Raw genomic sequence first — 18815 nt, 5'->3', positions numbered from 1 at the left:
CTATAATCCATGACCCAACCTAGATCAGAGACCCACTCTGCCCGGATTGCGCGCATATTGGCCGACCGCATCATCTCGGGGCAGTTGGCACCGGGCGCACGGTTGCGGCAAGACCACATCGCGCAGGAGTTTGGCGCAAGCCATGTGCCTGTGCGCGAAGCCTTCCGCCTGCTAGAGACACAATCACTTGCAGAAAGCCTGCCAAGACGCGGATTTCGCGTCACTTTCTTCGATATGGCAGAGCTGCGGGAAGTCGCGGAAATGCGCGCCAGCCTCGAAGCGCTCGCCCTGCGGCACGCCGCCCCAAACCTGACGCCCGATATCCTGGCCAAAGCCCACAAGGCCAACCTGCAAGGCGACAGCGCCCAGAATGTACATGAATGGGAAGAGGCAAACCGCTGTTTTCACAGATTAATTCTTGAACCCTGCCAGATGCCGCGGCTGATGCGGTCGATTGACGACCTGCAAGCGGCAAGCGCGCGGTTCATTCTGCGGGCATGGCGGACAAATTGGGAAGCCCGCACCGATCACGACCACCGCCTGATCCTCGACGCGCTGCGTAAAGGTCAGATGGATCTGGCCTGCACCACGCTCTCGCGCCACGTGGGGTGGATCGGCAAGCGCAGTCGCACCCTTAAAAACCAAAGCGGTTCAGGCACTTCCGAGTTTTTCAGATAATTATCTATAATCTGAATTGCCAGACGCCGCATCCTTCGTCCTACTGGGATAGACCTTGAAAGCTATCACTCGGAGGAAACCAGATGGCACTTGCGATTACATCCTTACCCCGTAACCCGTCCTTCGCGCAGGGGCTTGGCCTCGCGCTGGCCGGTGCCGCGCTGATCACGCTGGGGGCCAAGGTCCAGATCCCGTTCTGGCCCGTGCCCATGACCCTGCACACGCTGTCGGTCTTTCTTGTCGCCCTCACCCTTGGCCCGCGTCTGGGGCTGGCGGCGATGGCGGCCTATCTTGGGGCCGGTGCAGCGGGGCTTCCGGTGTTCTCCGGCACGCCTGAACGCGGCATCGGGCTCAGCTATATGGTCGGGCCGACGGGCGGCTATCTGCTGGGCTATCTTGTGGCGGCGGGTCTGACCGGCTGGCTGGCGATGGGGCGCGGCTGGATCGGGCGCGTGCTGGCGATGCTGGCGGGGCTGACCGTGGTCTATGCCGGTGGTCTGGCGTGGCTGGCGCTGTTCGTGCCCGCACCCAAGCTGCTGGCCGCAGGGCTGACCCCCTTCTTGCTGGGCGATGTGGTCAAGGTGCTGCTGGTGGCAACACTATTGTCGGGCCTGTCGCGGCTGAAAGGGCGTGATCAATGATCCGTACAGACTGGACCCTTGACGAAGCGGCAGCGATCCACGCGCTGCCCTTCCCCGATCTGATCCATCAGGCGCAAACGCTGCACCGTGCGCATTTCGACCCCACGGCGATCGAAACCGCCAGCTTGCTGAGCATCAAAACCGGCGGCTGCCCCGAGGATTGCGGCTATTGTTCGCAATCGGCGCATTACGACACCGGCGTCAAAGCGACCAAACTGATGGGCGCGCAGGAGGTCATCGCCGCCGCCAAACGTGCCAAGGATGCGGGCGCGCAGCGGTTCTGCATGGGGGCTGCATGGCGCAGCCCCAAGGACCGCGACATGGACAAGCTGACCGATATGGTGCGCGGCGTGGCCGATCTGGGGCTCGAAACCTGCATGACGCTGGGGATGCTGTCGCCCGAGCAGGTGACCAAGCTCAAGGAGGCCGGGCTCGATTTCTACAACCACAACATCGATACCTCGCCCGAGTATTACGCCGAGATCGCCTCGACCCGCACGATGGAAGACCGCCTTGAAACGGTGGAACATGTGCGCAAGGGCGGGATCAAGGTCTGCTGCGGCGGTATCCTTGGGATGGGCGAGGCAGAAGCGGACCGGATCAGCATGCTGGTCACCCTCGCCACGCTGCCCAGCCACCCAGACAGTGTGCCGGTGAACCTGTGGAACGCGGTCAAAGGGGTGCCGGTGCAGGGGAAATCCGAAAAGGTCGACCCTTTTGCGCTGGTCCGGCTGGTGGCCTTGGCGCGTATCCTGATGCCCGCCTCGGTCGTGCGTCTCTCCGCAGGCCGCACGGGGATGAGCGACGAGCTGCAATCGCTGTGCTTTCTGGCGGGTGCGAATTCGATCTTTGTGGGTAACCAGTTGCTGACCACCGAAAACCCCGCCACGTGGAAGGACAACGACCTTCTGCAACGGCTCGGCATGCATGTGGCACCGGCCAAGCCCGCGTCCAGATCGGCCAAGATCGCGGCGCAGTAGATCCGCCCCTTACACGTGCAAAAGCCCGGCCTGATATCCTCGGGCCGGGCTTATCGTATCGGACGACAGCGTGGCGTCAGGCGAAGATAATCACCGACTGCATGCCGTCTGCGACCATATCCCCATCCGTATTCCAGACCCGCATCACCTGAGAGCTGTAACCGCCGTTGCCGGCGGTCAGCTGCGTCTCCATCATATACCAGCCGTCGCGGGTATTGGCGTGATCGGACAGCAGGTTGATGATCCAGTTCATTGATGAATTCGGCCCCGGTCGCGTCATCATCGGGAAGGCCGCAGGGGGCAGCACGTCGCCAATGGCTATCAGCCCCTCAAGCGTCCCCCACATCGCCGGATCACGGTGCCGCGCCCAAATCCGGACATAGCCGCGATCCGCACCGGAGAACGGCAGGCTGCCCTCGATCAGCTTGACCTCGAAGTTGACAAAGAACCGCACCGGCGGGTGTTTCAGCGCAGGCGGGAAATAAGAGGGCGTGTCGTCCGGCCCTTGGGGGGCGGCGGGCGCGGTATGGCCGACGCTCAACTGGCTTTCCTGCGCATGACCGAAAGAAAACGTGCCCGTTGCCGCGACCTTGCCGTCGATTTCAGCGCGGGTGGCGATGGTGGTGATATTGCGCCCTTCGCGCAGCACCTCTGCATGGATCGTGGGCGGCTGCGACACGGGCGCGGTAAAGTTGATCAGCGCCGACCGCAGCGCGGGCAGATCGGGGCGGTCCCGACGGGCCGCGTTGACCAGCAAGGCGCCGGTAAATCCGCCAAAGGCCGTACGCCCCTGCGCCCAGTTCTCTGGCACCTGATAGCGCGGCGCGGTGCCGTCCTGCTCTGCTGTGGCCAATACCTCGGCTAGGGTCACATCTGTCATGTCGGGTCCTTTATACGTCTGTCACCGCGCGCGGGCGCGCTGTAGCCCAATCGATGCCCGCAAAGCCAAGGGCGCGCAAGACACCCTGCCCCTGAAACGCCACGTCACCCAAAACGCACCCCCGCGGCAAAAAACCTTTGGCGGGATCGAATAGAGGTGTTGACGTCTAATTTGTATTTCACATATTCATGAAATATGAAATCACTACTCACAGATCGACTCGCCACCCTTAGCCACCCGCAGCGGCTGGCCGTGTTTCGCCTGCTGATGCGGCGCTATCCGGATGCCTTGCCTGCGGGGGAAATCACGCAGGTGCTGGCGCTGAAATCCAGCACGGCGTCGGTATATCTGTCGGCGCTGACGCAAGTCGGGCTGATCTCGCAGCGGCGCGACGGGACGCGGCTCTTGTACACCATCAACCTTGATGCGGCGGGCGAGGTCGTATCGGGGTTGTTCGTGGATTGTTGTCGGGGGCGCGCTGATCTCTGCCCGCCCCCGTTCTCTGACCTCATTAACAGGACGCAGATGATGACCCAGACAAAATTCAACGTGCTTTTCGTGTGTACCGGCAACTCCGCCCGCTCCATCTTTGCAGAGACGATCCTGCGTGACATGGCGGGCGACCGGTTCACCGCCTATTCCGCGGGCACCCTGCCGCGGTCCGAGCTTAACCCCCTTGCGGTCGAGATGCTGCAAGCCAAGGGCCACAGCATCGATGCGCTGCGGTCCAAACATATCTCTGAATTCCAAACCGCCGATGCGCCGCAGATGGATTTCGTCTTTACCGTCTGTGACCACGCCGCAAACGAGGAATGTCCCACCTGGCCCGGCCAGCCCGTGTCGGGGCATTGGGGCATGCCCGATCCCGTCAAAGCCGAAGGGACAGAAGCGGAACGCCGGCTGGCCTTCCAACAGACATATGGCGCGCTGCACAACCGGCTGCTGGCCTTTACCGCCCTGCCTTTCGACGCGCTGGACCGCGCTGCCTTGCAAAAACGGGTCGATGCCATCGGGGCCGACCCAGTGACCACAGGATAAACCACCATGACAACCTATGCTTTGAACGGCCTTGGCCGCATCGGAAAACTCGCCCTGCGGCCCTTGCTGGAACAGGGGGCCAAGATCGCCTTTATCAACGATGCCGTTGGCGACCCCGAGATGCACGCCCATCTGCTCGAATTTGATTCCGTCCACGGGCGCTGGCCTGCGACCTTCAGCGCAGAGGAACATGCGATCACCATCGACGGCACGCGTATCCCCGTGACCAGCACCAAATCGATCACAGATCTGCCGCTGGAGGGGGTGGATGTGGTGATCGACTGCACCGGTGCGTTCAAGACAGAGGCCAAGCTTGCCCCCTATTTCGAGGCGGGCGTGAAAAAGGTTGTTGTCTCTGCCCCCGTCAAGGACGGGCCGACGGCGAATATCGTCTATGGCGTGAACGACGACAGCTATGATCCAGCCGCGCACAGCATCGTCACCGCGGCGAGCTGCACCACCAACTGCCTCGCCCCCGTCGTCAAAGTCCTGCTGGAAGGGATCGGGATCAAACACGGGTCGATCACCACGATCCATGACGTGACCAACACGCAAACCATCGTGGACCGCCCCGCCAAGGACATGCGCCGCGCCCGATCGGCGCTGACCAACCTGATCCCCACCACCACAGGGTCCGCCACGGCGATCACGTTGATCTATCCGGAACTGACCGGCAAGCTGAACGGCCACGCCGTGCGGGTGCCCCTGCTGAATGCGTCGATCACCGATTGTGTGTTCGAGGTGGAGCGTGAGACGAGTGTGGAAGAGGTCAACGCCCTATTCAAAACCGCCGCCGAGGGGCCGTTAAAGGGCATTCTGGGCTTTGAGGAACGCCCGCTTGTGTCGTCGGATTACACCAATGACACCCGCAGCGGGATCGTGGATGCGCCATCGACGATGGTGGTGAATGGCACGCAGGTCAAAGTCTATGCGTGGTATGACAATGAAATGGGCTATGCGCACCGTCTGGTGGATGTGGCGCTGATGGTGGGCGGCAAGCTGTGACACGCCCTGCCGGTTTTACCGCCTATATCACTGTCACCGCCGCCTATTGGGCCTTTATGCTGACCGATGGCGCGTTGCGGATGCTGGTGCTGCTGCATTTTCATACGCTCGGCTTCTCTCCGGTACAGCTGGCCTATCTGTTCGTGCTCTACGAGATCGCGGGCGTGGTCACCAACCTGTCGGCGGGCTGGATCGCGGCGCGCTTCGGGCTGACCTCGACGCTCTATGCGGGGCTGTCGTTGCAAGTGGTCGCGCTGCTGGCGTTGACACAGCTTGATCCGGCATGGAGCGTCGCCGCCTCGGTCGTCTTTGTCATGCTGGTGCAAGGGCTGTCGGGCGTGGCCAAGGATTTGGCCAAGATGAGCTCTAAATCCGCGGTCAAGCTGCTGGCCCCCACCACGGGGGGCGGCTTGTTCCGCTGGGTCGCACTGCTGACCGGATCAAAAAACGCGGTCAAGGGCGCTGGCTTTCTGCTGGGAGCGGGGATGCTGGCGCTGCTGGGGTTTGTGCCGTCGACGTTGGTGATGGCGGCGATCCTGTTTGTGATCCTGATCGGCGTCGTCATCGGCATGCCCGCGGGCCTGCCGGTGGGGCGCAAGGATGCCAAGTTCACCGAAGTCCTGTCCAAAAACCGCAATATCAACTGGCTCAGCGCCGCGCGGCTGTTCCTTTTCGGGGCGCGCGACGTTTGGTTTGTCGTGGGCATCCCGATCTATTTCTACGCCGTGCTCTCCGATGGCAGCGTGGAAAGCAAGCGGGAGGCTTTCTTTATGATCGGCAGCTTTATGGCGGTGTGGACGATCCTCTATGGGGCCGTGCAAAGCTGGGCCCCGAAGATACTGCGGGCCACAGGCCGGACCGAGGGCGACACGCTCGCGCAGGCCCGCCACTGGAACCTTGCGCTGGTCGTCGTGCCTGCCCTGCTGGCCGCGCTGGTCTGGATCACGCCTGCGCCATCCCCCGCGTTGACGGTCACGATTGTCCTCGGTTTGCTGGTGTTCGGTGCGATTTTCGCGGTGAATTCGGCGCTTCATTCCTATCTGATCCTCAGCTTTACCGATGCAAAGCGGGTCACGATGGATGTGGGGTTCTACTATATGTCCAACGCGGCCGGTCGGTTGGTAGGCACGCTTTTGTCAGGCTTCACCTATCAACTGGGGGGGCTGGCGCTTTGCCTTGGCACCGCGGCGCTGATGCTGGCGCTAAGCGCCTTGGGGACGGCACAGCTGCGCCCCTCGCAAACGTCATGAACTGCGGCGCGCGGGGATGTCCCCGCGCGCCCAATCTCAAGGGACCGCAACCACGCCGTTGCGGTTGTCCCGCCAGATCAACGCGACAAGCGCCGCCGAGGCGACCCCCGCGATCAGCGTCGTCGTCAGCCCCGGAAAGCTGAAGGCAAAGCCCGCGATCCCCAGCGGCAGGCGTAGCCAGGGCCGCACCATACCGACGCCCAGCAGATAGCCCTCAAGCCCGCCGGACAGCAGCGTGATGCCGATGATGATCGACGGCAGCACATAGATCAGCGGCGTCAGATCGCCCTGCAGCACCAGCGCAGGCTGGAACAGGAAGAACAGCGGCACAAAGTAGATCACCACCCCCAACCGCATCGCGGTGAAAGAGGTCAGCATCGGCTTGGCCCCCGCAATCGTCGCCGCCAGAAACGCCGCAGCCCCCACCGGAGGCGTGATCACCGATAGCATCGCGTAGTAGACGATGAAAAAGTGCACCGCGACCGTGTTCAACCCGCCGATTTCGATGATCGCGGGCGCCAGCGTCACCGCAAGGAAGATGTAGGCCACAATCGCAAGCCCCGCCATCCCCATGATAAAGCAGGCCAAAACCCCAAGCGCGATCACGAGATAGACGTTATCCCCGCCCAAAGCGACCAGCCCCGAGGTCATCGACCCTGTCACACCGGTGATGGTCAAGGCGCTGACCACGAATGCAATCGGCAGGATGATCGCTGCGGTCTGTGTGACCAGCGTGCCCACCTGACGCAGGGTTTCAAAGATGCGCGCAGGTGTCATCATGGTCTCGCGTTGCAGGAAGCTCAGCGCGATCATCAGCGCACTGGCATACCACGGGGCGTAATACTCCCACCGCATATAGAGCAGGCCCCAGACCAGAAAGATCATGACCAGCAGGAAGGGCCAGCCGCGCTTCATCACCTCGCGGGCCGAGGGCAGGTTTTCGGGTTTCATGCCCACCAGCCCCTTGCGCGCGGCATAGGCGTCGACTTGCAGGATCAGGCCAAAGTAGAACAACACCGACGGCAGGATCGCAGCCACCATCACGGTCGCGTAGTCCACACCGATGGTGATCGCCATGACAAAGGCAATCGCCCCCATCACCGGCGGCATCACTACCCCGCCGGTCGAGGCACAGGCCTCGATCGCGCCAGCGTAATGGGGCGGGTAGCCGACCTTTTTCATGGTTGGAATGGTGATCGACCCGGTGCCCGCGATGTTCGAGAAAATCGACCCCGACAGCGACCCGAAAAAGGCGCTGGCCACGATCGATACTTTCGCAGGACCGCCGCGGTACTTGCCAAAGCCCGCATTGGCCAGATCGATAAAGAACTGCCCCGCCCCCGTGGCGATCAGCACGCCTGCAAAGACCAGAAAGCCCAGCACGATCTCGGCCACGATCTTGGTGGTGATGCCCATCAACCCTTCGGTGCGGAAGACATGCGCCTCGATCATGCGTTCAAACGTATAGGGGATGCCCATCAGCAAACCGGGGAAGTAATCGGCCACCAGCGGGTAAAGCCCCAGCACCAGCACCACGAGCAAGAAGGGGATGCCCCCCGACCGGCGCGCGACTTCAAGCATCAGCAGCCAAAGCACGACGCCCGCGTAGAAATTCGTCCAGCCCGCCTGCACGATCTCCCATGCATACATGGAGAACCACATACAGATGCCAAAGCCCACGGCGGCCGCAACGATGTCATAGATCGGCACATGGGTGTGCGATTTCACCGCTGGCAGCGCGATGAACGCCGCCGCAAGGAAGGTGCCGATAAAGACCCAGTAGTATTGCCCTTCAAGCAGACGCCGCCCGCCGATGGGCACGCCGAATACATAGGCCAGCCCCATCCCGAGGCCAAAGGTACACAGCAGCACGAAAGCGATGCTGGTGAACGAGAATAATCCCCCCAGTCGCGTCGTCTCGGACGAGGGTTCGACAGCCGTTTCAGCCGCCGGAGGGTGTTGTGTTGCTGACATGGAAGATCCTGAAAATAAAGGCGCTGTGGCAGTGTCTTAGGAGGACGGAGCACGCTGTGCTCCGCCCTGTCTTATGCCGTCGATGACGGTCCGGCGCGGCGTTACAAGCGCGAGCGGAACGGCTCCAGCCCGTCGGTGTGCTTGGCCAGAATGTCGAGATACTCCTGGTTCTCGAAATTCATCTCGACGCCCTGCTCCATCGCTTCTTTCATGCCGGCGTTGCGTGCCGCGATCCACGCGTCCATCTTCTCGATGGCCTCGTTGTTCCAGGCATCGTCTTCTTCGGTCCACGCCCCGATTTCACGCAGGTATTTCACCGTGCCTTCGTGCACCGGGATCGGGTTGGCATCCAGGAAGTTGCGGAAATGCTCCAGCGACATGCGGGTCGCCAGCGCGTGCGATCCTTTGTAGTTGTCGTGGGATTCATTGATCCACTTCGCCATGTTATAGACGAAATCCTCTTCTGCGGTGACCGGCACGGCATAGACGAAGTTCGACGTCATGGACTCGACACCCTTGGCGGTGCTCACCCCCATAGAGATGGTCGAGGGGATGGTCATGGGGCGGTAGCTCAGGTAGCCGTCCCAGCCTTCTTTGTTGGCGGGGTCCATCGGCAGCCAGCGAATGCCACCCGGTGCGCCTTCCATTTCGGACAGGACGGAAGAGATCGGCGAGCAATAGGCCACGTCGGACTTCCCCTCGACGACGGAACGACAGTTTTCACCGTAGCTGGAGGCCGGGACGAATTCGATCTTTTCCTGTGCTTCCTCGGGCGTCATGCCGATAAAGGCCGGCAGGGCTTGGGTGATTGCCGCGACGATTGCGGGCGAGAACACACCCGAGGTGACCCGCACGCCGCCTTTGCCGATATCTTCAAGGCTTTGCAGCTCGGAATCGCCAGCCACAACAAAGCCCCAAGGCGTGTCGTTGTGGTGCCACAAGATCCGCTGCGGCATGGGTTTCGCCGAGGCGTAGCCGCCGACCCCTTCCGCTTGCAACGCCATTTCCGACGCTGCAACCGACGCGATCGACACGTCTTCGCGGTCGGTCAAACGTTTGTAGCGCATGGGCTCGCTGTCTTCGGGAACGATCCGCACGGTGGTGCCGGTTTCCTTTTGCAACGCAGGCCCCCAACCGTTGGTCGAGGCAAAGCTGCCTGTCGACGTGCCCGGCGTGGCAATCACGAGCATGCGCGGCCACTCATACTCCTGCGCCATCGCGACGCCCGAAAGCGCCATGGATACCGCAAAGGACCCGACAGCGGCCTTGGCAAAACGTGTCATATTCTTCATGTGGTCTCTCTCCCTGTTGTACATCTTTGGATTGTTCGGGATCGCAGAATCACAGGCACCGCAAAAGCTGCGGATGCCCATGCGCCGGACGCAGATGTGATCTTTGCAGATGTCACGCAGCACCTCCCAATGCTTGTCGCGACGCGTCCGGTACGACCCGTAAAAACGGGCCAGAAAACGCATCCCCCCGAGTGTCGGCCCCCTCCTCCCGAGGGTATCCGACTCAATCTGTCAATCAGCCTAGGGGCAAGATATTTCGATGCCAATACCGCAGAACAGAACTTGATACCGCAGCCGCGCGGGGTCTTTGCGCGATCACCCCTAGTTTGCTGATGCCAAAGGGTTAACACCGCAGAATATGGGAAATGTGACGTTACGTTGCTTTGGGTTACGAGGCGTTGTTTCGGCTGACAATCGTCAGGAGGGCTGTCCAAACCGCGCCCGATTTGCCCAAAATATCGCCACCTTTGGTTGAATATTTTGCGGCTTGCACCGTTTGTCGAACTTGGCTACGCCTAAGGTAACGACGCTGCACGTCCCCACGGGGGGCGCAGTTCCAACATCTATCCGTCGGGGTGCCCTAGGGGGCTGAGAGGTGCGTGCACCGACCCGTCGAACCTGATCCGGGCAATACCGGCGTAGGGAACGGGTATCTTTGTGCAACGGCCCTGGGTCCACGCCACAAAGCTCATTCTTGCGTCTGCTTGCCCACCACCGAAAGGCGAGCATGTGACCAAGACGACCCCCATTTCCCTGACCATCGCGGGATCCGACAGCGGCGGCGGTGCCGGTATTCAGGCCGATATCAAGGCGATGTCGGCCAATGGTGTCTATGCTGCCAGCGTGATCACCGCCGTGACCGCGCAGAACACGCGCAGCGTCAGCGCGGTACACGAGATCCCCGCCCCCATCGTCGCGGCCCAGATCGATGCGGTGCTGTCCGATCTTTCGGTGCAGTCGATCAAACTGGGCATGTTGTTTTCTCCGCAGATTATTCAGGCGGTGGCCGCTGCACTGTCCGCGTTTCGGGGGGCCGTCGTGGTTGATCCGGTGATGATCGCAAAATCCGGCGATGCCCTGTTGCAAGAAGACGCCGTCGCAGCGTTGATCGCGGATATCCTGCCGCGCGCCGATCTGCTGACCCCCAACCTGCCCGAAGCCGCCCGCCTGTTGAACCAGCCCGAGGCCGACAGCGCCGACCAGATGGTCACGCAGGCCCGTGCGCTGCTAAAGATGGGCCCGAAGGCGGTGCTGATGAAGGGCGGCCATAGCGCGGGCAATATCTGTAGCGACGCGCTGGTCACCGCAGAGCGTGTCACATGGCTCAGCGCGCCGCGCATCGACACGCGCAATACCCACGGGACGGGATGCACCTACGCCGCGGCCATCGCCGCGGGGCTGGCCCACGGCAACCCCCTTGGCGCGGCGGTACAGGCCGCCCATGACTATCTGCACCGCGCCATCATCGCCGCGGATCAACTTGATATCGGCACGGGCCACGGGCCGGTGCATCACTTCCACGCGGTCTGGTCATGACGCAGGTCACCATCATCGGCGCGGGCGTCGCGGGGCTGTGTACCGCGCGTGTCTTGCTGGATCGCGGGATGCGCGTGCATCTGATCGACCGCGCCCGCCAGCCCGGCCCGCAAGGGTGTTCTTGGTGGGCTGGCGGCATGCTCGCCCCGTTTTGCGAAGGTGAAAGCGCCGAGGAACCGGTGATCCGGCTGGGCCAAAGCGCCGCGGATTGGTGGGGCCAACACACCACATCGCTGCGCCGACGCGGGTCGCTTGTAATCTCTCCGGCGCGGGACAGCAGCGATCTGACCCGCTTTGCCCGCCGCACGACAAGCCACCAAACCCTGACCGGCGCAGAGATCGCGACGCTTGAACCCGACTTGGGCGACCGCTTTGCCAAAGCGCTCTATTTCCAGACCGAGGCCCACCTGTCGCCCCGCATTGCGCTGGCAGAGCTATGGCGCGGGCTGGTGGCCGATGGGGCCAGTTTCGAACAGGGCGAGGCCGCCCCCGAAGCGCTGGCGCAAGACGGCATCGTCGTTGATTGCCGCGGCTATCACGCGCGCGCCGATCTGCCCGATTTGCGCGGCGTGAAGGGGGAAATGGCGCTGCTGTCCTGCCCCGATATCGCGATCACCCGCCCTATCCGCGTGCTGCACCCACGTGTGCCGATCTACCTCGTGCCGCGCGGTGACGGGATCTACATGCTCGGGGCCACGATGGTCGAAGGCCGCGCCGGTGCCCATGCCAGCGTGCGGTCCGTGCTTGAACTGCTGAGCGCGGCCTACGCACTGTCCCCCGCCTTTGGCGAGGCCGAGATCCTAGAGATCGGCGTCGACAGCCGCCCCGCCTTCCCCGACAACCTGCCGCGCATCGAACGGCAGGGCAATCTGATCCGCGCCAACGGTCTGTATCGCCACGGTTTCCTGCTCGCCCCCGCGCTGGCGACCATGGTGGCGGACCTGATCCTTGACGCCAAAACACCGGAGATTTTCCATGAAACTACAGCTTAACGGTGCCCCGCTCGACAGCGACGCGCCCACGCTCGCCGCCCTGCTAGAGGCCGAAGGATTTGGCGGCGCGAAAGTCGCTACCGCCGTCAATGGCAGCTTTATCCCCGCCAGCCTGCGGGCCAGCCACCCCCTGTCCTCCGGCGACAGCATCGAAGTGCTCGCCCCCATGCAGGGAGGCTAAGATGCGCCCCTTTTACGGAGAAACCCTTGCCAATGGTCTGATGCTGGGCACCGCGCAATACCCCTCGCCCAAGGTGCTGTCAGACGCCTTTGCGCGCAGCGGGGCGGCGGTGGCGACGGTCTCGCTGCGGCGCGAAAGCGGACGGGATCGCGCCGGTCAGGATTTCTGGGAACTGATCCGCGCGCTTGACGTCCATGTGCTGCCCAACACCGCCGGATGTCACAGCGTGAAAGAGGCCGTCACCACCGCCCATATGGCCCGCGAGGTGTTCGACACACGCTGGATCAAGCTCGAGGTCATCGGCGAGGAGGACACGTTGCAGCCCGATGTCTTCGGTCTGGTCGAGGCCGCCCGCATCCTGAGCGAGGACGGGTTTCAGGTCTTTCCCTACACCACCGAAGACCTTGTGGTGGCGGATAGATTGCTGCGGGCGGGCTGCGAGGTGCTGATGCCCTGGGGCGCGCCCATCGGGTCGGGGATGGGACTGAACAACCTTTTCGGGCTGCGCGCCATGCGGGCGCATTTTCCGGACGTGCCGCTGGTGATCGACGCCGGCATCGGCCTGCCGTCCCACGCCGCACAGGCGATGGAGCTGGGGTTTGACGCGGTGCTGCTGAACACCGCTGTCGCCAAAGCCGGTGACCCCGCCGCCATGGCCGAGGCCTTTGCCACCGCGATCCGCGCCGGACAGCTTGCCGCCGATGCGGACCCGATGCCGCCCCGCGATATGGCCGCGCCCTCTACCCCCTTGATAGGAAAGGCGTTTCTGGAATGACCCTGGACCGTTTCTACCCGATTTTCGACAGCGCCGCCTGGTTGGAGCGGCTGGTGCCCCTTGGCATCAAACTGGTGCAACTGCGGATCAAGGACACGCCCGCCCCTGCCCTGCGGCGCGACATCCGGCAGGCCAAGGCGATCTGCGCCAAACACGACAGTACCCTCGTGATCAACGATCACTGGCAGATCGCGCTCGACGAGGGGTGTGATTTTATCCATCTGGGACAAGAGGATCTGGACAGCGCCGACCTGACCGCCATCCGCGATGCGGGCGTACGTCTGGGCATCAGCACCCACGACAAGGCCGAACTGATCCGCGCCCTAGACCTGCGCCCCGATTATATCGCCCTCGGCCCGATCTACCCGACGATCCTGAAGCAGATGAAGTGGCACGCGCAGGGGCTGGACCGTCTGCGCGACTGGCGTGAACGGGTGGGGCAGACCCCGCTTGTGGCCATCGGTGGCATGTCGGTCGACCGCGCGGCGGGAGCCTTTGATGCCGGTGCCGATTGCGTCGCGGCGGTGACCGACATCACGCTGAACCCCTCGCCCGAGGATCGCGTCACTGCATGGCTGGTGGCAACCCGATGACCCGCTATGCCCGCCAGATGATCCTGCCGCAGGTCGGCCCATCGGGCCAAGAGGCGCTGGCGGCGGCACGGGTGGTGGTCGTCGGCGCGGGCGGGCTGGCGGCACCGGTACTGCCGCTGCTGGCGGGTGCCGGTGTGGGGCATATCACGCTGGTGGATGCTGATGAGGTGGCCCTGTCAAACCTGCACCGCCAGACCCTCTTTACCGAAGCCGATATCGGCACGCCCAAGGCCACCGCCGCCGCCCGCGCCCTGAGTGCGCGCAACAGCGCGTGCACCGTGGTCGCCCACCCCGTGACCCTTGGGCCGGATACCGTGGCAAAGCTGTGCCATGATGCGACGCTCGTGCTGGATTGCGCCGACAGCTTCGCAGCAAGCTATGTGCTGTCGGATCATTGCCTGAACGCGGGTCTGCCGTTGATCAGCGCCTCGGCCCTTGGGTTTGGCGGCTATGTCGGCGGGTTCTGCGGCGGCGCGCCGTCGCTGCGGGCGGTCTTCCCCGATCTGCCGGACCGCGCGGCCAGCTGCGACACGGCGGGGGTGATGGGGCCGGTCGTCGCCACGATCGGTGCCGCCCAAGCACAGATGGCGCTGGCCTGCCTCCTTGGACTGTCGCCGTCCCCTTTGGGGCAATTGATCAGCTTTGATCTTGCCACCTATCGTTTTGGCGGCTTCCGCTTTGATACCGCGCCGGAGCCTGACCACGGTTTCGGATTTGTCGCGCCCTCGCAGATCCGCGCAAGCGATTGGGTCGTCGATCTGCGTGGGCCGGATGAGGCCCCCACAGCCGCGACACCCACAGCGCAGCGCATCACCCTGCCCGATTTCCTCCGCAACGCTCCCCGCCCGACACATCAACCCCGCGCGGTGATCGCCTGCCGTTCGGGCCTGCGCGCGTGGCAGGCGGCGACCCATCTGGCCAGCTACTGGCATGGCCCCATTACCCTGCTCGCCATGGGCGAGCCTTCCCCGTTGAAAGGACAAACCGATGAAACTTCGTAACATTCTGGCCGCACTGGCGCTGACCTCTGGCCCGGCGCTGGCGCAGGACGAGATGGTCTTGCTGCTGGACTGGTTCGTGAACCCCGACCACGGGCCGATCATCGTGGCGCAGGAAAAAGGGTATTTCGCCGAACAGGATCTGAGCGTAGAGGTCATCGCCCCCGCCGATCCCTCCGATCCGCCCAAGCTGGTCGCCGCGGGCAAGGCGGATCTTGCGATCTCCTATCAGCCGCAGTTGCACCTGCAAATCCACGAAGGTCTGCCCCTGCAACGGGTCGGCACGCTGGTGGCCACGCCGCTGAACTGCCTGCTGGCGCTGACCGATGGACCCATCGCCTCTCCTGCGGATCTGGCGGGCAAAAAGGTCGGATTCTCGGTCGGCGGTGTCGAAGAGGCCGTGCTCGGCGCGATCCTGACCCATCACGGGCTGTCGCTGGATGATGTGGAGCTGGTAAACGTCAACTGGTCGCTTTCACCGTCGTTGATGTCCGGTCAGGTGGATGCGGTCATCGGGGCCTTCCGCAATTTCGAGCTGAACCAGATGGATATCGAAGGCGTCGATGGCACCTGTTTCTACGTCGAGGAAGAGGGCCTGCCGCCCTATGACGAGCTGATTTACGTCGCCAACCGCGACACGATGGACAAGGACATGATCGCGCGGTTTCTGGCCGCGACCGAGAAAGCGACGCAATATATCGTCAACCACCCCGAGGAAAGCTGGGAGGTGTTCGCCGCCACCTCTGCCGATCTGCAGGACGAGCTGAACGCCCGCGCGTGGAAAGACACGCTGCCCCGTTTCGCCCTGCGCCCCACGGCGATGGATGCCGGACGCTACGCCACATTCGAGACGTTCTTGCATGACGCGGGCCTGATCCCCGACATCTCGCCCGTGTCGACCATCGCCATTGATGTGACCGCCCGATGACCGCGCCGGACTATGGCCGAAGCTTCGCGATGTGGCGCGCTGCTGCGGCGCAGGATTGGCAGGACTATACCCACCATGCCTTTGTCGAAGGGCTGCGCGACGGCAGCCTACCGCGCCGTTGCTTTGTGAACTATCTGATCCAAGATTATGTTTTCCTTGTGCATTTCTCGCGCGCTTGGTCGATGGCGGTGGTCAAATCGGAAACGATGGAAGAGATGAAGACCTGCGCTGCCACGGTCGATGCACTGGTCAATCACGAGATGGCGCTGCATATCCGCACCTGTGCTGCGGCGGGTATCGACGAAGCGGCGCTGTTCACCGCGACGGAAGCCCCCGCCAACCTCGCCTATACGCGCTATGTGCTGGATGCCGGGATGCAGGGGGATTTCCTTGATCTGATGGCGGCGCTGTTGCCTTGCGTCATGGGCTATGGGGAGATCGGGCAGCGCCTGACCCACACCCGCAGCGCCGACACGCCCTATGCCGAGTGGATCGAGACCTACGCCGACCCCGACTATCAGGCGCTGTGCCAGACGGTGGGCGCGATGGTCGACGCGGCGGTTGCGCGGCGGATCGGTGACCTTGAAACCGCCCCCCGCCGCGCGGCACTGCAAAACCGCTTTTCCACGGCCACACGGCTAGAGGTCGGCTTTTGGCAGATGGGGCTGGACCTGCCATGACCCCGCCGCCCGCGCTGCGTCTGGCGGGACAACACCGGATTGACGCGCGCCCCCTGTTTGACGTGGACATGGCCCTCGCCGCTGAGGCGTGGACGTGCTTGCTCGGCCCGTCGGGGGTGGGCAAATCCACGGTGCTGCGCCTATTGCTGGGGCTAGAGACAGGCGGCGCGTTTGACGGCACGATCACCGCCTCTGACGGGCAACCACTGGCGGGGCGGATCAGCTATATGGCGCAATCCGACCTGCTGTTACCGTGGCTTACGGTGATCGACAACATCATGATCGGCGACCGGCTGCGTGGGACCACGCCTGACAGGGACCGTGCCTCCGCCATGCTTGCACGGGTCGGTCTGCAGGATCATGCCCATAAGAAACCCGCCGCGTTGTCGGGCGGCATGCGGCAGCGGGCAGCGCTGGCGCGGACCTTGCTGGAGGGTCGCGCGCTGGTCTTTCTGGACGAGCCATTCTCGGCACTTGATGCGGGCACCCGTGCCGCGATGCAAGAGCTCGCGGCAGAGCTGTTGCACGGGCGGACCGTGCTGCTGGTCACCCATGATCCGGCAGAAGCGGCACGGCTCGCCGACCACATCCTGATCCTCTCTGCCACCGGCGTGCAAAGCTGGCCCGTCCCCGCGCTTCCCGCGCCGCGCCCCGTCACCGCCCCCGAGGTTTGGGCCTGCCAAAGCGCGCTGCTGTCCCATCTGCGGGGGGTGCCTGCATGAGGCGATACGACATACCGCTGGCAATCCTGCTGGGGCTCGGCCTTTGGCAGGGAGCGGTGCTGCTGACCGACGCGCCGCACTATATCCTGCCCTCGCCGTGGCGCGTGGCGCAGGCGGCATATCGCGCCCGTGAGACGCTGATCGAGAACGCCTGGGTCACCACCGTCGAGGTACTACTGGGGCTGCTGATCGGCACCGCCCTGGGGGCTGTCACCGCGATCCATCTGGCGCTGTCCAAAACGGCAGAGCGTTTGCTGCTGCCGCTGCTGGTCTTTACTCAAGCCGTGCCGGTTTTCGCGCTGGCCCCGTTGCTGACGCTGTGGTTCGGCTATGGCATGGGGTCCAAGATCGTGATGGCGGTGTTGATCATCTATTTTCCAGTGACATCGGCCTTTCACGACGGGCTGACCCGCGTGCCTGATGGCTACCGCGATCTGGCGCAATCGATGGGCGCGCGGCCGTTGCGGTTCATGCGCTACGTGCAAATCCCCCACGCGCTACCAAGCCTTGCGACGGGGCTGCGGCTGGCGGCGGTCTATGCGCCGATCGGGGCGGTGATTGGCGAATGGGTCGGCGCGTCAAAGGGGCTGGGCTATCTGATGCTGCTGGCCAATGGCCGCGCCAAGATCGACCTGATGTTCGCCGCGTTGATCGTGCTCGCCTGTTTGACGGTGCTGTTGCATCTCTCTGTCGGGCTGCTGGCGCAACGCCTGACCCGCTATGCCGAAGGCCGCAGCGAAAGCGGGATCACGCGCAGCACTCGCGCGTGACCCATACGACTTGCTATTCCGCGTTCGGTCGCACCCGCGCGCCGCTTTTGTCGGCAAAGGCCGCAAGGCGCGCGCGCGCGTCAGGCTGCGTATTGACCACACCGGCGACCACAGCTTCGGCATAGGCGGCATCCATTGCCGACATGTTCTGCATATGGCTCACCGCGCTACAGATCGCGAAGTTCGACAGCGGCAGGTTCTGCGCCGCCTTGCGCGCCAGTTCCATCGCCTTGTCCATGCTGGACCCTTCGACGATATACTGCGCAAGGCCCAGATCGACGGCCTCTTGCCCCTGATAGACGCGCCCGGTGAGCATCATGTCGATCATCCGCGCCTTACCGACCAGATCGGTCACACGGATCGTAGCCCCCCCGCCGGTGAACAGCCCGCGCTGGCCTTCGGGAAGCGCGAAATACGCGCTTTGGTCCATCACCCGCACATGGGCAGAGCTGGCAAGCTCTAGCCCGCCGCCGACAACGGCCCCTTGCAATGCTGCGATCACGGGCACGCCGCCGTATTCCATCTTGTTGAATGCCTCGTGCCAGCGCAAACAGACGTGCATGAAATCGGCAGGGCTGCGGTCTTCGTCATGGTGTTCGATCAGATCAAGCCCGGCACAAAAGTGATCCCCCGCGCCCGCCAGTACCACTGCACGCACACCCGCGCGCGGTGCGGCGGAAAAGAAGGTGACCAGCTCTTCGATCGTGTCGATGTCCAAGGCATTGCGTTTGGTGGGACGGTTCAGGGTCACCACCCAGACGCCATCGTCATGCGCCTTGATGTCCAGGTTACGGTAGCTGGTCGGATCAATCTGAACGGCCATATGAATTCCTCCTCCTATGGGGCCGGCAATTGTGGTCGGCCCCGGTGCCTTGCTGCTGCAAGGGCTTGCTGAATATATG

20 protein-coding genes and 1 riboswitch are annotated in these 18815 nt (G+C 63.4%); of the genes, 16 read left to right on the top strand and 4 right to left on the bottom strand.

Features of this window, described 5'->3' with window-relative positions:
- Window positions 1-9: 9 nt before the first annotated feature.
- The 3 genes from C1J04_RS08720 (at window position 10) to bioB (ending at window position 2299) form a co-directional block, all read left to right on the top strand.
- Complete coding sequence (locus C1J04_RS08720) at window positions 10-678, top strand: GntR family transcriptional regulator (protein WP_083779643.1); 669 nt, start codon at window positions 10-12, stop codon at window positions 676-678.
- 83 nt (window positions 679-761) lie between these two features.
- Entirely contained in the window at window positions 762-1319 is a 558-nt protein-coding gene (locus C1J04_RS08715) for a biotin transporter BioY (RefSeq protein ID WP_005853098.1), read from the top strand.
- Window positions 1316-2299 (top strand): biotin synthase BioB, encoded by a 984-nt coding sequence (bioB, locus tag C1J04_RS08710; protein ID WP_009826826.1) that lies wholly within the window; start codon window positions 1316-1318, stop codon window positions 2297-2299. The genes C1J04_RS08715 and bioB overlap by 4 nt, the downstream gene beginning before the upstream one ends.
- A gap of 76 nt (window positions 2300-2375) precedes the next feature.
- On the opposite strand, the gene C1J04_RS08705 is transcribed toward bioB, so the two are convergent.
- On the bottom strand, window positions 2376-3179 hold the full coding sequence (locus C1J04_RS08705) for a thioesterase family protein (RefSeq protein ID WP_009826825.1): 804 nt from the start codon (window positions 3177-3179) through the stop codon (window positions 2376-2378).
- A 195-nt stretch (window positions 3180-3374) separates the two neighbouring features.
- Here C1J04_RS08705 and C1J04_RS08700 point away from each other — a divergent pair, with 195 nt between their 5' ends.
- From C1J04_RS08700 to arsJ, 3 genes are read left to right on the top strand one after another with little or no spacing between them, the layout of a single operon-like run.
- The gene (locus C1J04_RS08700; protein WP_009826823.1) at window positions 3375-4217 is read left to right on the top strand and encodes an arsenate reductase/protein-tyrosine-phosphatase family protein; all 843 of its coding nucleotides are present in this window, start codon (window positions 3375-3377) and stop codon (window positions 4215-4217) included.
- Window positions 4218-4223: 6 nt separating this feature from the next.
- Entirely contained in the window at window positions 4224-5222 is a 999-nt protein-coding gene (locus C1J04_RS08695; RefSeq protein WP_009826822.1) for an ArsJ-associated glyceraldehyde-3-phosphate dehydrogenase, read from the top strand.
- Complete coding sequence (arsJ, locus tag C1J04_RS08690) at window positions 5219-6472, top strand: organoarsenical effux MFS transporter ArsJ (protein ID WP_009826821.1); 1254 nt, start codon at window positions 5219-5221, stop codon at window positions 6470-6472. The genes C1J04_RS08695 and arsJ overlap by 4 nt, the downstream gene beginning before the upstream one ends.
- 36 nt (window positions 6473-6508) lie before the next feature.
- Here arsJ and C1J04_RS08685 read toward each other — a convergent pair whose 3' ends face one another.
- Together C1J04_RS08685 and C1J04_RS08680 are read right to left on the bottom strand one after the other, a co-directional pair.
- Window positions 6509-8446 (bottom strand): TRAP transporter permease, encoded by a 1938-nt coding sequence (locus C1J04_RS08685; protein ID WP_037954376.1) that lies wholly within the window; start codon window positions 8444-8446, stop codon window positions 6509-6511.
- Between the two features lie 101 nt (window positions 8447-8547).
- Window positions 8548-9738, bottom strand: a complete 1191-nt coding sequence (locus tag C1J04_RS08680; protein ID WP_037954698.1) for a TAXI family TRAP transporter solute-binding subunit — start codon at window positions 9736-9738, stop codon at window positions 8548-8550.
- Between the two features lie 561 nt (window positions 9739-10299).
- Window positions 10300-10400, top strand: a riboswitch (TPP riboswitch).
- Between the two features lie 67 nt (window positions 10401-10467).
- Between C1J04_RS08680 and thiD the strand changes: the two genes are divergently transcribed.
- The 10 genes from thiD to C1J04_RS08630 are packed head-to-tail and all read left to right on the top strand — an operon-like array spanning window position 10468 to window position 17913.
- Entirely contained in the window at window positions 10468-11274 is an 807-nt protein-coding gene (gene thiD / locus C1J04_RS08675) for a bifunctional hydroxymethylpyrimidine kinase/phosphomethylpyrimidine kinase (RefSeq protein ID WP_009826818.1), read from the top strand.
- Complete coding sequence (locus C1J04_RS08670) at window positions 11271-12266, top strand: FAD-dependent oxidoreductase (protein ID WP_009826817.1); 996 nt, start codon at window positions 11271-11273, stop codon at window positions 12264-12266. The genes thiD and C1J04_RS08670 overlap by 4 nt, the downstream gene beginning before the upstream one ends.
- Window positions 12250-12447, top strand: coding sequence for a sulfur carrier protein ThiS (gene thiS, locus C1J04_RS08665; protein ID WP_005853074.1), 198 nt, complete (start codon window positions 12250-12252; stop codon window positions 12445-12447). The genes C1J04_RS08670 and thiS overlap by 17 nt, the downstream gene beginning before the upstream one ends.
- A gap of 1 nt (window position 12448) precedes the next feature.
- On the top strand, window positions 12449-13222 hold the full coding sequence (locus C1J04_RS08660) for a thiazole synthase (RefSeq protein WP_009826816.1): 774 nt from the start codon (window positions 12449-12451) through the stop codon (window positions 13220-13222).
- The gene (locus C1J04_RS08655; RefSeq protein ID WP_114865333.1) at window positions 13219-13815 is read left to right on the top strand and encodes a thiamine phosphate synthase; all 597 of its coding nucleotides are present in this window, start codon (window positions 13219-13221) and stop codon (window positions 13813-13815) included. Before C1J04_RS08660 ends, C1J04_RS08655 begins: the two co-directional genes overlap by 4 nt.
- Window positions 13794-14816 (top strand): ThiF family adenylyltransferase, encoded by a 1023-nt coding sequence (locus C1J04_RS08650; protein WP_009826814.1) that lies wholly within the window; start codon window positions 13794-13796, stop codon window positions 14814-14816. Before C1J04_RS08655 ends, C1J04_RS08650 begins: the two co-directional genes overlap by 22 nt.
- Window positions 14803-15741 carry an ABC transporter substrate-binding protein gene (locus C1J04_RS08645; RefSeq protein WP_005853063.1) on the top strand — a complete coding sequence of 313 codons (939 nt, stop codon included), beginning with the start codon at window positions 14803-14805 and terminating at the stop codon, window positions 15739-15741. Before C1J04_RS08650 ends, C1J04_RS08645 begins: the two co-directional genes overlap by 14 nt.
- The gene (tenA, locus tag C1J04_RS08640) at window positions 15738-16421 is read left to right on the top strand and encodes a thiaminase II (RefSeq protein WP_114865332.1); all 684 of its coding nucleotides are present in this window, start codon (window positions 15738-15740) and stop codon (window positions 16419-16421) included. Before C1J04_RS08645 ends, tenA begins: the two co-directional genes overlap by 4 nt.
- Window positions 16418-17143 (top strand): ABC transporter ATP-binding protein, encoded by a 726-nt coding sequence (locus C1J04_RS08635; protein ID WP_114865331.1) that lies wholly within the window; start codon window positions 16418-16420, stop codon window positions 17141-17143. The genes tenA and C1J04_RS08635 overlap by 4 nt, the downstream gene beginning before the upstream one ends.
- Entirely contained in the window at window positions 17140-17913 is a 774-nt protein-coding gene (locus tag C1J04_RS08630; protein WP_009826811.1) for an ABC transporter permease, read from the top strand. The genes C1J04_RS08635 and C1J04_RS08630 overlap by 4 nt, the downstream gene beginning before the upstream one ends.
- 13 nt (window positions 17914-17926) lie before the next feature.
- On the opposite strand, the gene C1J04_RS08625 is transcribed toward C1J04_RS08630, so the two are convergent.
- Complete coding sequence (locus tag C1J04_RS08625) at window positions 17927-18736, bottom strand: crotonase/enoyl-CoA hydratase family protein (RefSeq protein ID WP_009826810.1); 810 nt, start codon at window positions 18734-18736, stop codon at window positions 17927-17929.
- Window positions 18737-18815 lie beyond the last annotated feature (79 nt).

Origin of the sequence: Sulfitobacter sp. SK025 (assembly GCF_003352105.1) — a bacterium.
Classification (GTDB): Bacteria; Pseudomonadota; Alphaproteobacteria; order Rhodobacterales; family Rhodobacteraceae; genus Sulfitobacter; species Sulfitobacter pontiacus.
Note: the sequence above shows the minus strand (reverse complement) of the source record. Positions and strands in the feature narration are given on the sequence as shown.

What these genes read in the sequence shown, in the direction of transcription:
- C1J04_RS08720 (WP_083779643.1), top strand. Translation starts at nt 10, where the DNA reads ATGACCCAACCTAGATCAGAGACCCACTCTGCCCGGATTGCGCGCATA.
- C1J04_RS08715 (WP_005853098.1), top strand. Translation starts at nt 762, where the DNA reads ATGGCACTTGCGATTACATCCTTACCCCGTAACCCGTCCTTCGCGCAG.
- bioB (WP_009826826.1), top strand. Translation starts at nt 1,316, where the DNA reads ATGATCCGTACAGACTGGACCCTTGACGAAGCGGCAGCGATCCACGCG.
- C1J04_RS08705 (WP_009826825.1), bottom strand. Translation starts at nt 3,179, where the DNA reads ATGACAGATGTGACCCTAGCCGAGGTATTGGCCACAGCAGAGCAGGAC.
- C1J04_RS08700 (WP_009826823.1), top strand. Translation starts at nt 3,375, where the DNA reads ATGAAATCACTACTCACAGATCGACTCGCCACCCTTAGCCACCCGCAG.
- C1J04_RS08695 (WP_009826822.1), top strand. Translation starts at nt 4,224, where the DNA reads ATGACAACCTATGCTTTGAACGGCCTTGGCCGCATCGGAAAACTCGCC.
- C1J04_RS08685 (WP_037954376.1), bottom strand. Translation starts at nt 8,446, where the DNA reads ATGTCAGCAACACAACACCCTCCGGCGGCTGAAACGGCTGTCGAACCC.
- C1J04_RS08680 (WP_037954698.1), bottom strand. Translation starts at nt 9,738, where the DNA reads ATGAAGAATATGACACGTTTTGCCAAGGCCGCTGTCGGGTCCTTTGCG.
- C1J04_RS08670 (WP_009826817.1), top strand. Translation starts at nt 11,271, where the DNA reads ATGACGCAGGTCACCATCATCGGCGCGGGCGTCGCGGGGCTGTGTACC.
- thiS (WP_005853074.1), top strand. Translation starts at nt 12,250, where the DNA reads ATGAAACTACAGCTTAACGGTGCCCCGCTCGACAGCGACGCGCCCACG.
- C1J04_RS08660 (WP_009826816.1), top strand. Translation starts at nt 12,449, where the DNA reads ATGCGCCCCTTTTACGGAGAAACCCTTGCCAATGGTCTGATGCTGGGC.
- C1J04_RS08655 (WP_114865333.1), top strand. Translation starts at nt 13,219, where the DNA reads ATGACCCTGGACCGTTTCTACCCGATTTTCGACAGCGCCGCCTGGTTG.
- C1J04_RS08650 (WP_009826814.1), top strand. Translation starts at nt 13,794, where the DNA reads ATGGCTGGTGGCAACCCGATGACCCGCTATGCCCGCCAGATGATCCTG.
- C1J04_RS08645 (WP_005853063.1), top strand. Translation starts at nt 14,803, where the DNA reads ATGAAACTTCGTAACATTCTGGCCGCACTGGCGCTGACCTCTGGCCCG.
- tenA (WP_114865332.1), top strand. Translation starts at nt 15,738, where the DNA reads ATGACCGCGCCGGACTATGGCCGAAGCTTCGCGATGTGGCGCGCTGCT.
- C1J04_RS08635 (WP_114865331.1), top strand. Translation starts at nt 16,418, where the DNA reads ATGACCCCGCCGCCCGCGCTGCGTCTGGCGGGACAACACCGGATTGAC.
- C1J04_RS08630 (WP_009826811.1), top strand. Translation starts at nt 17,140, where the DNA reads ATGAGGCGATACGACATACCGCTGGCAATCCTGCTGGGGCTCGGCCTT.
- C1J04_RS08625 (WP_009826810.1), bottom strand. Translation starts at nt 18,736, where the DNA reads ATGGCCGTTCAGATTGATCCGACCAGCTACCGTAACCTGGACATCAAG.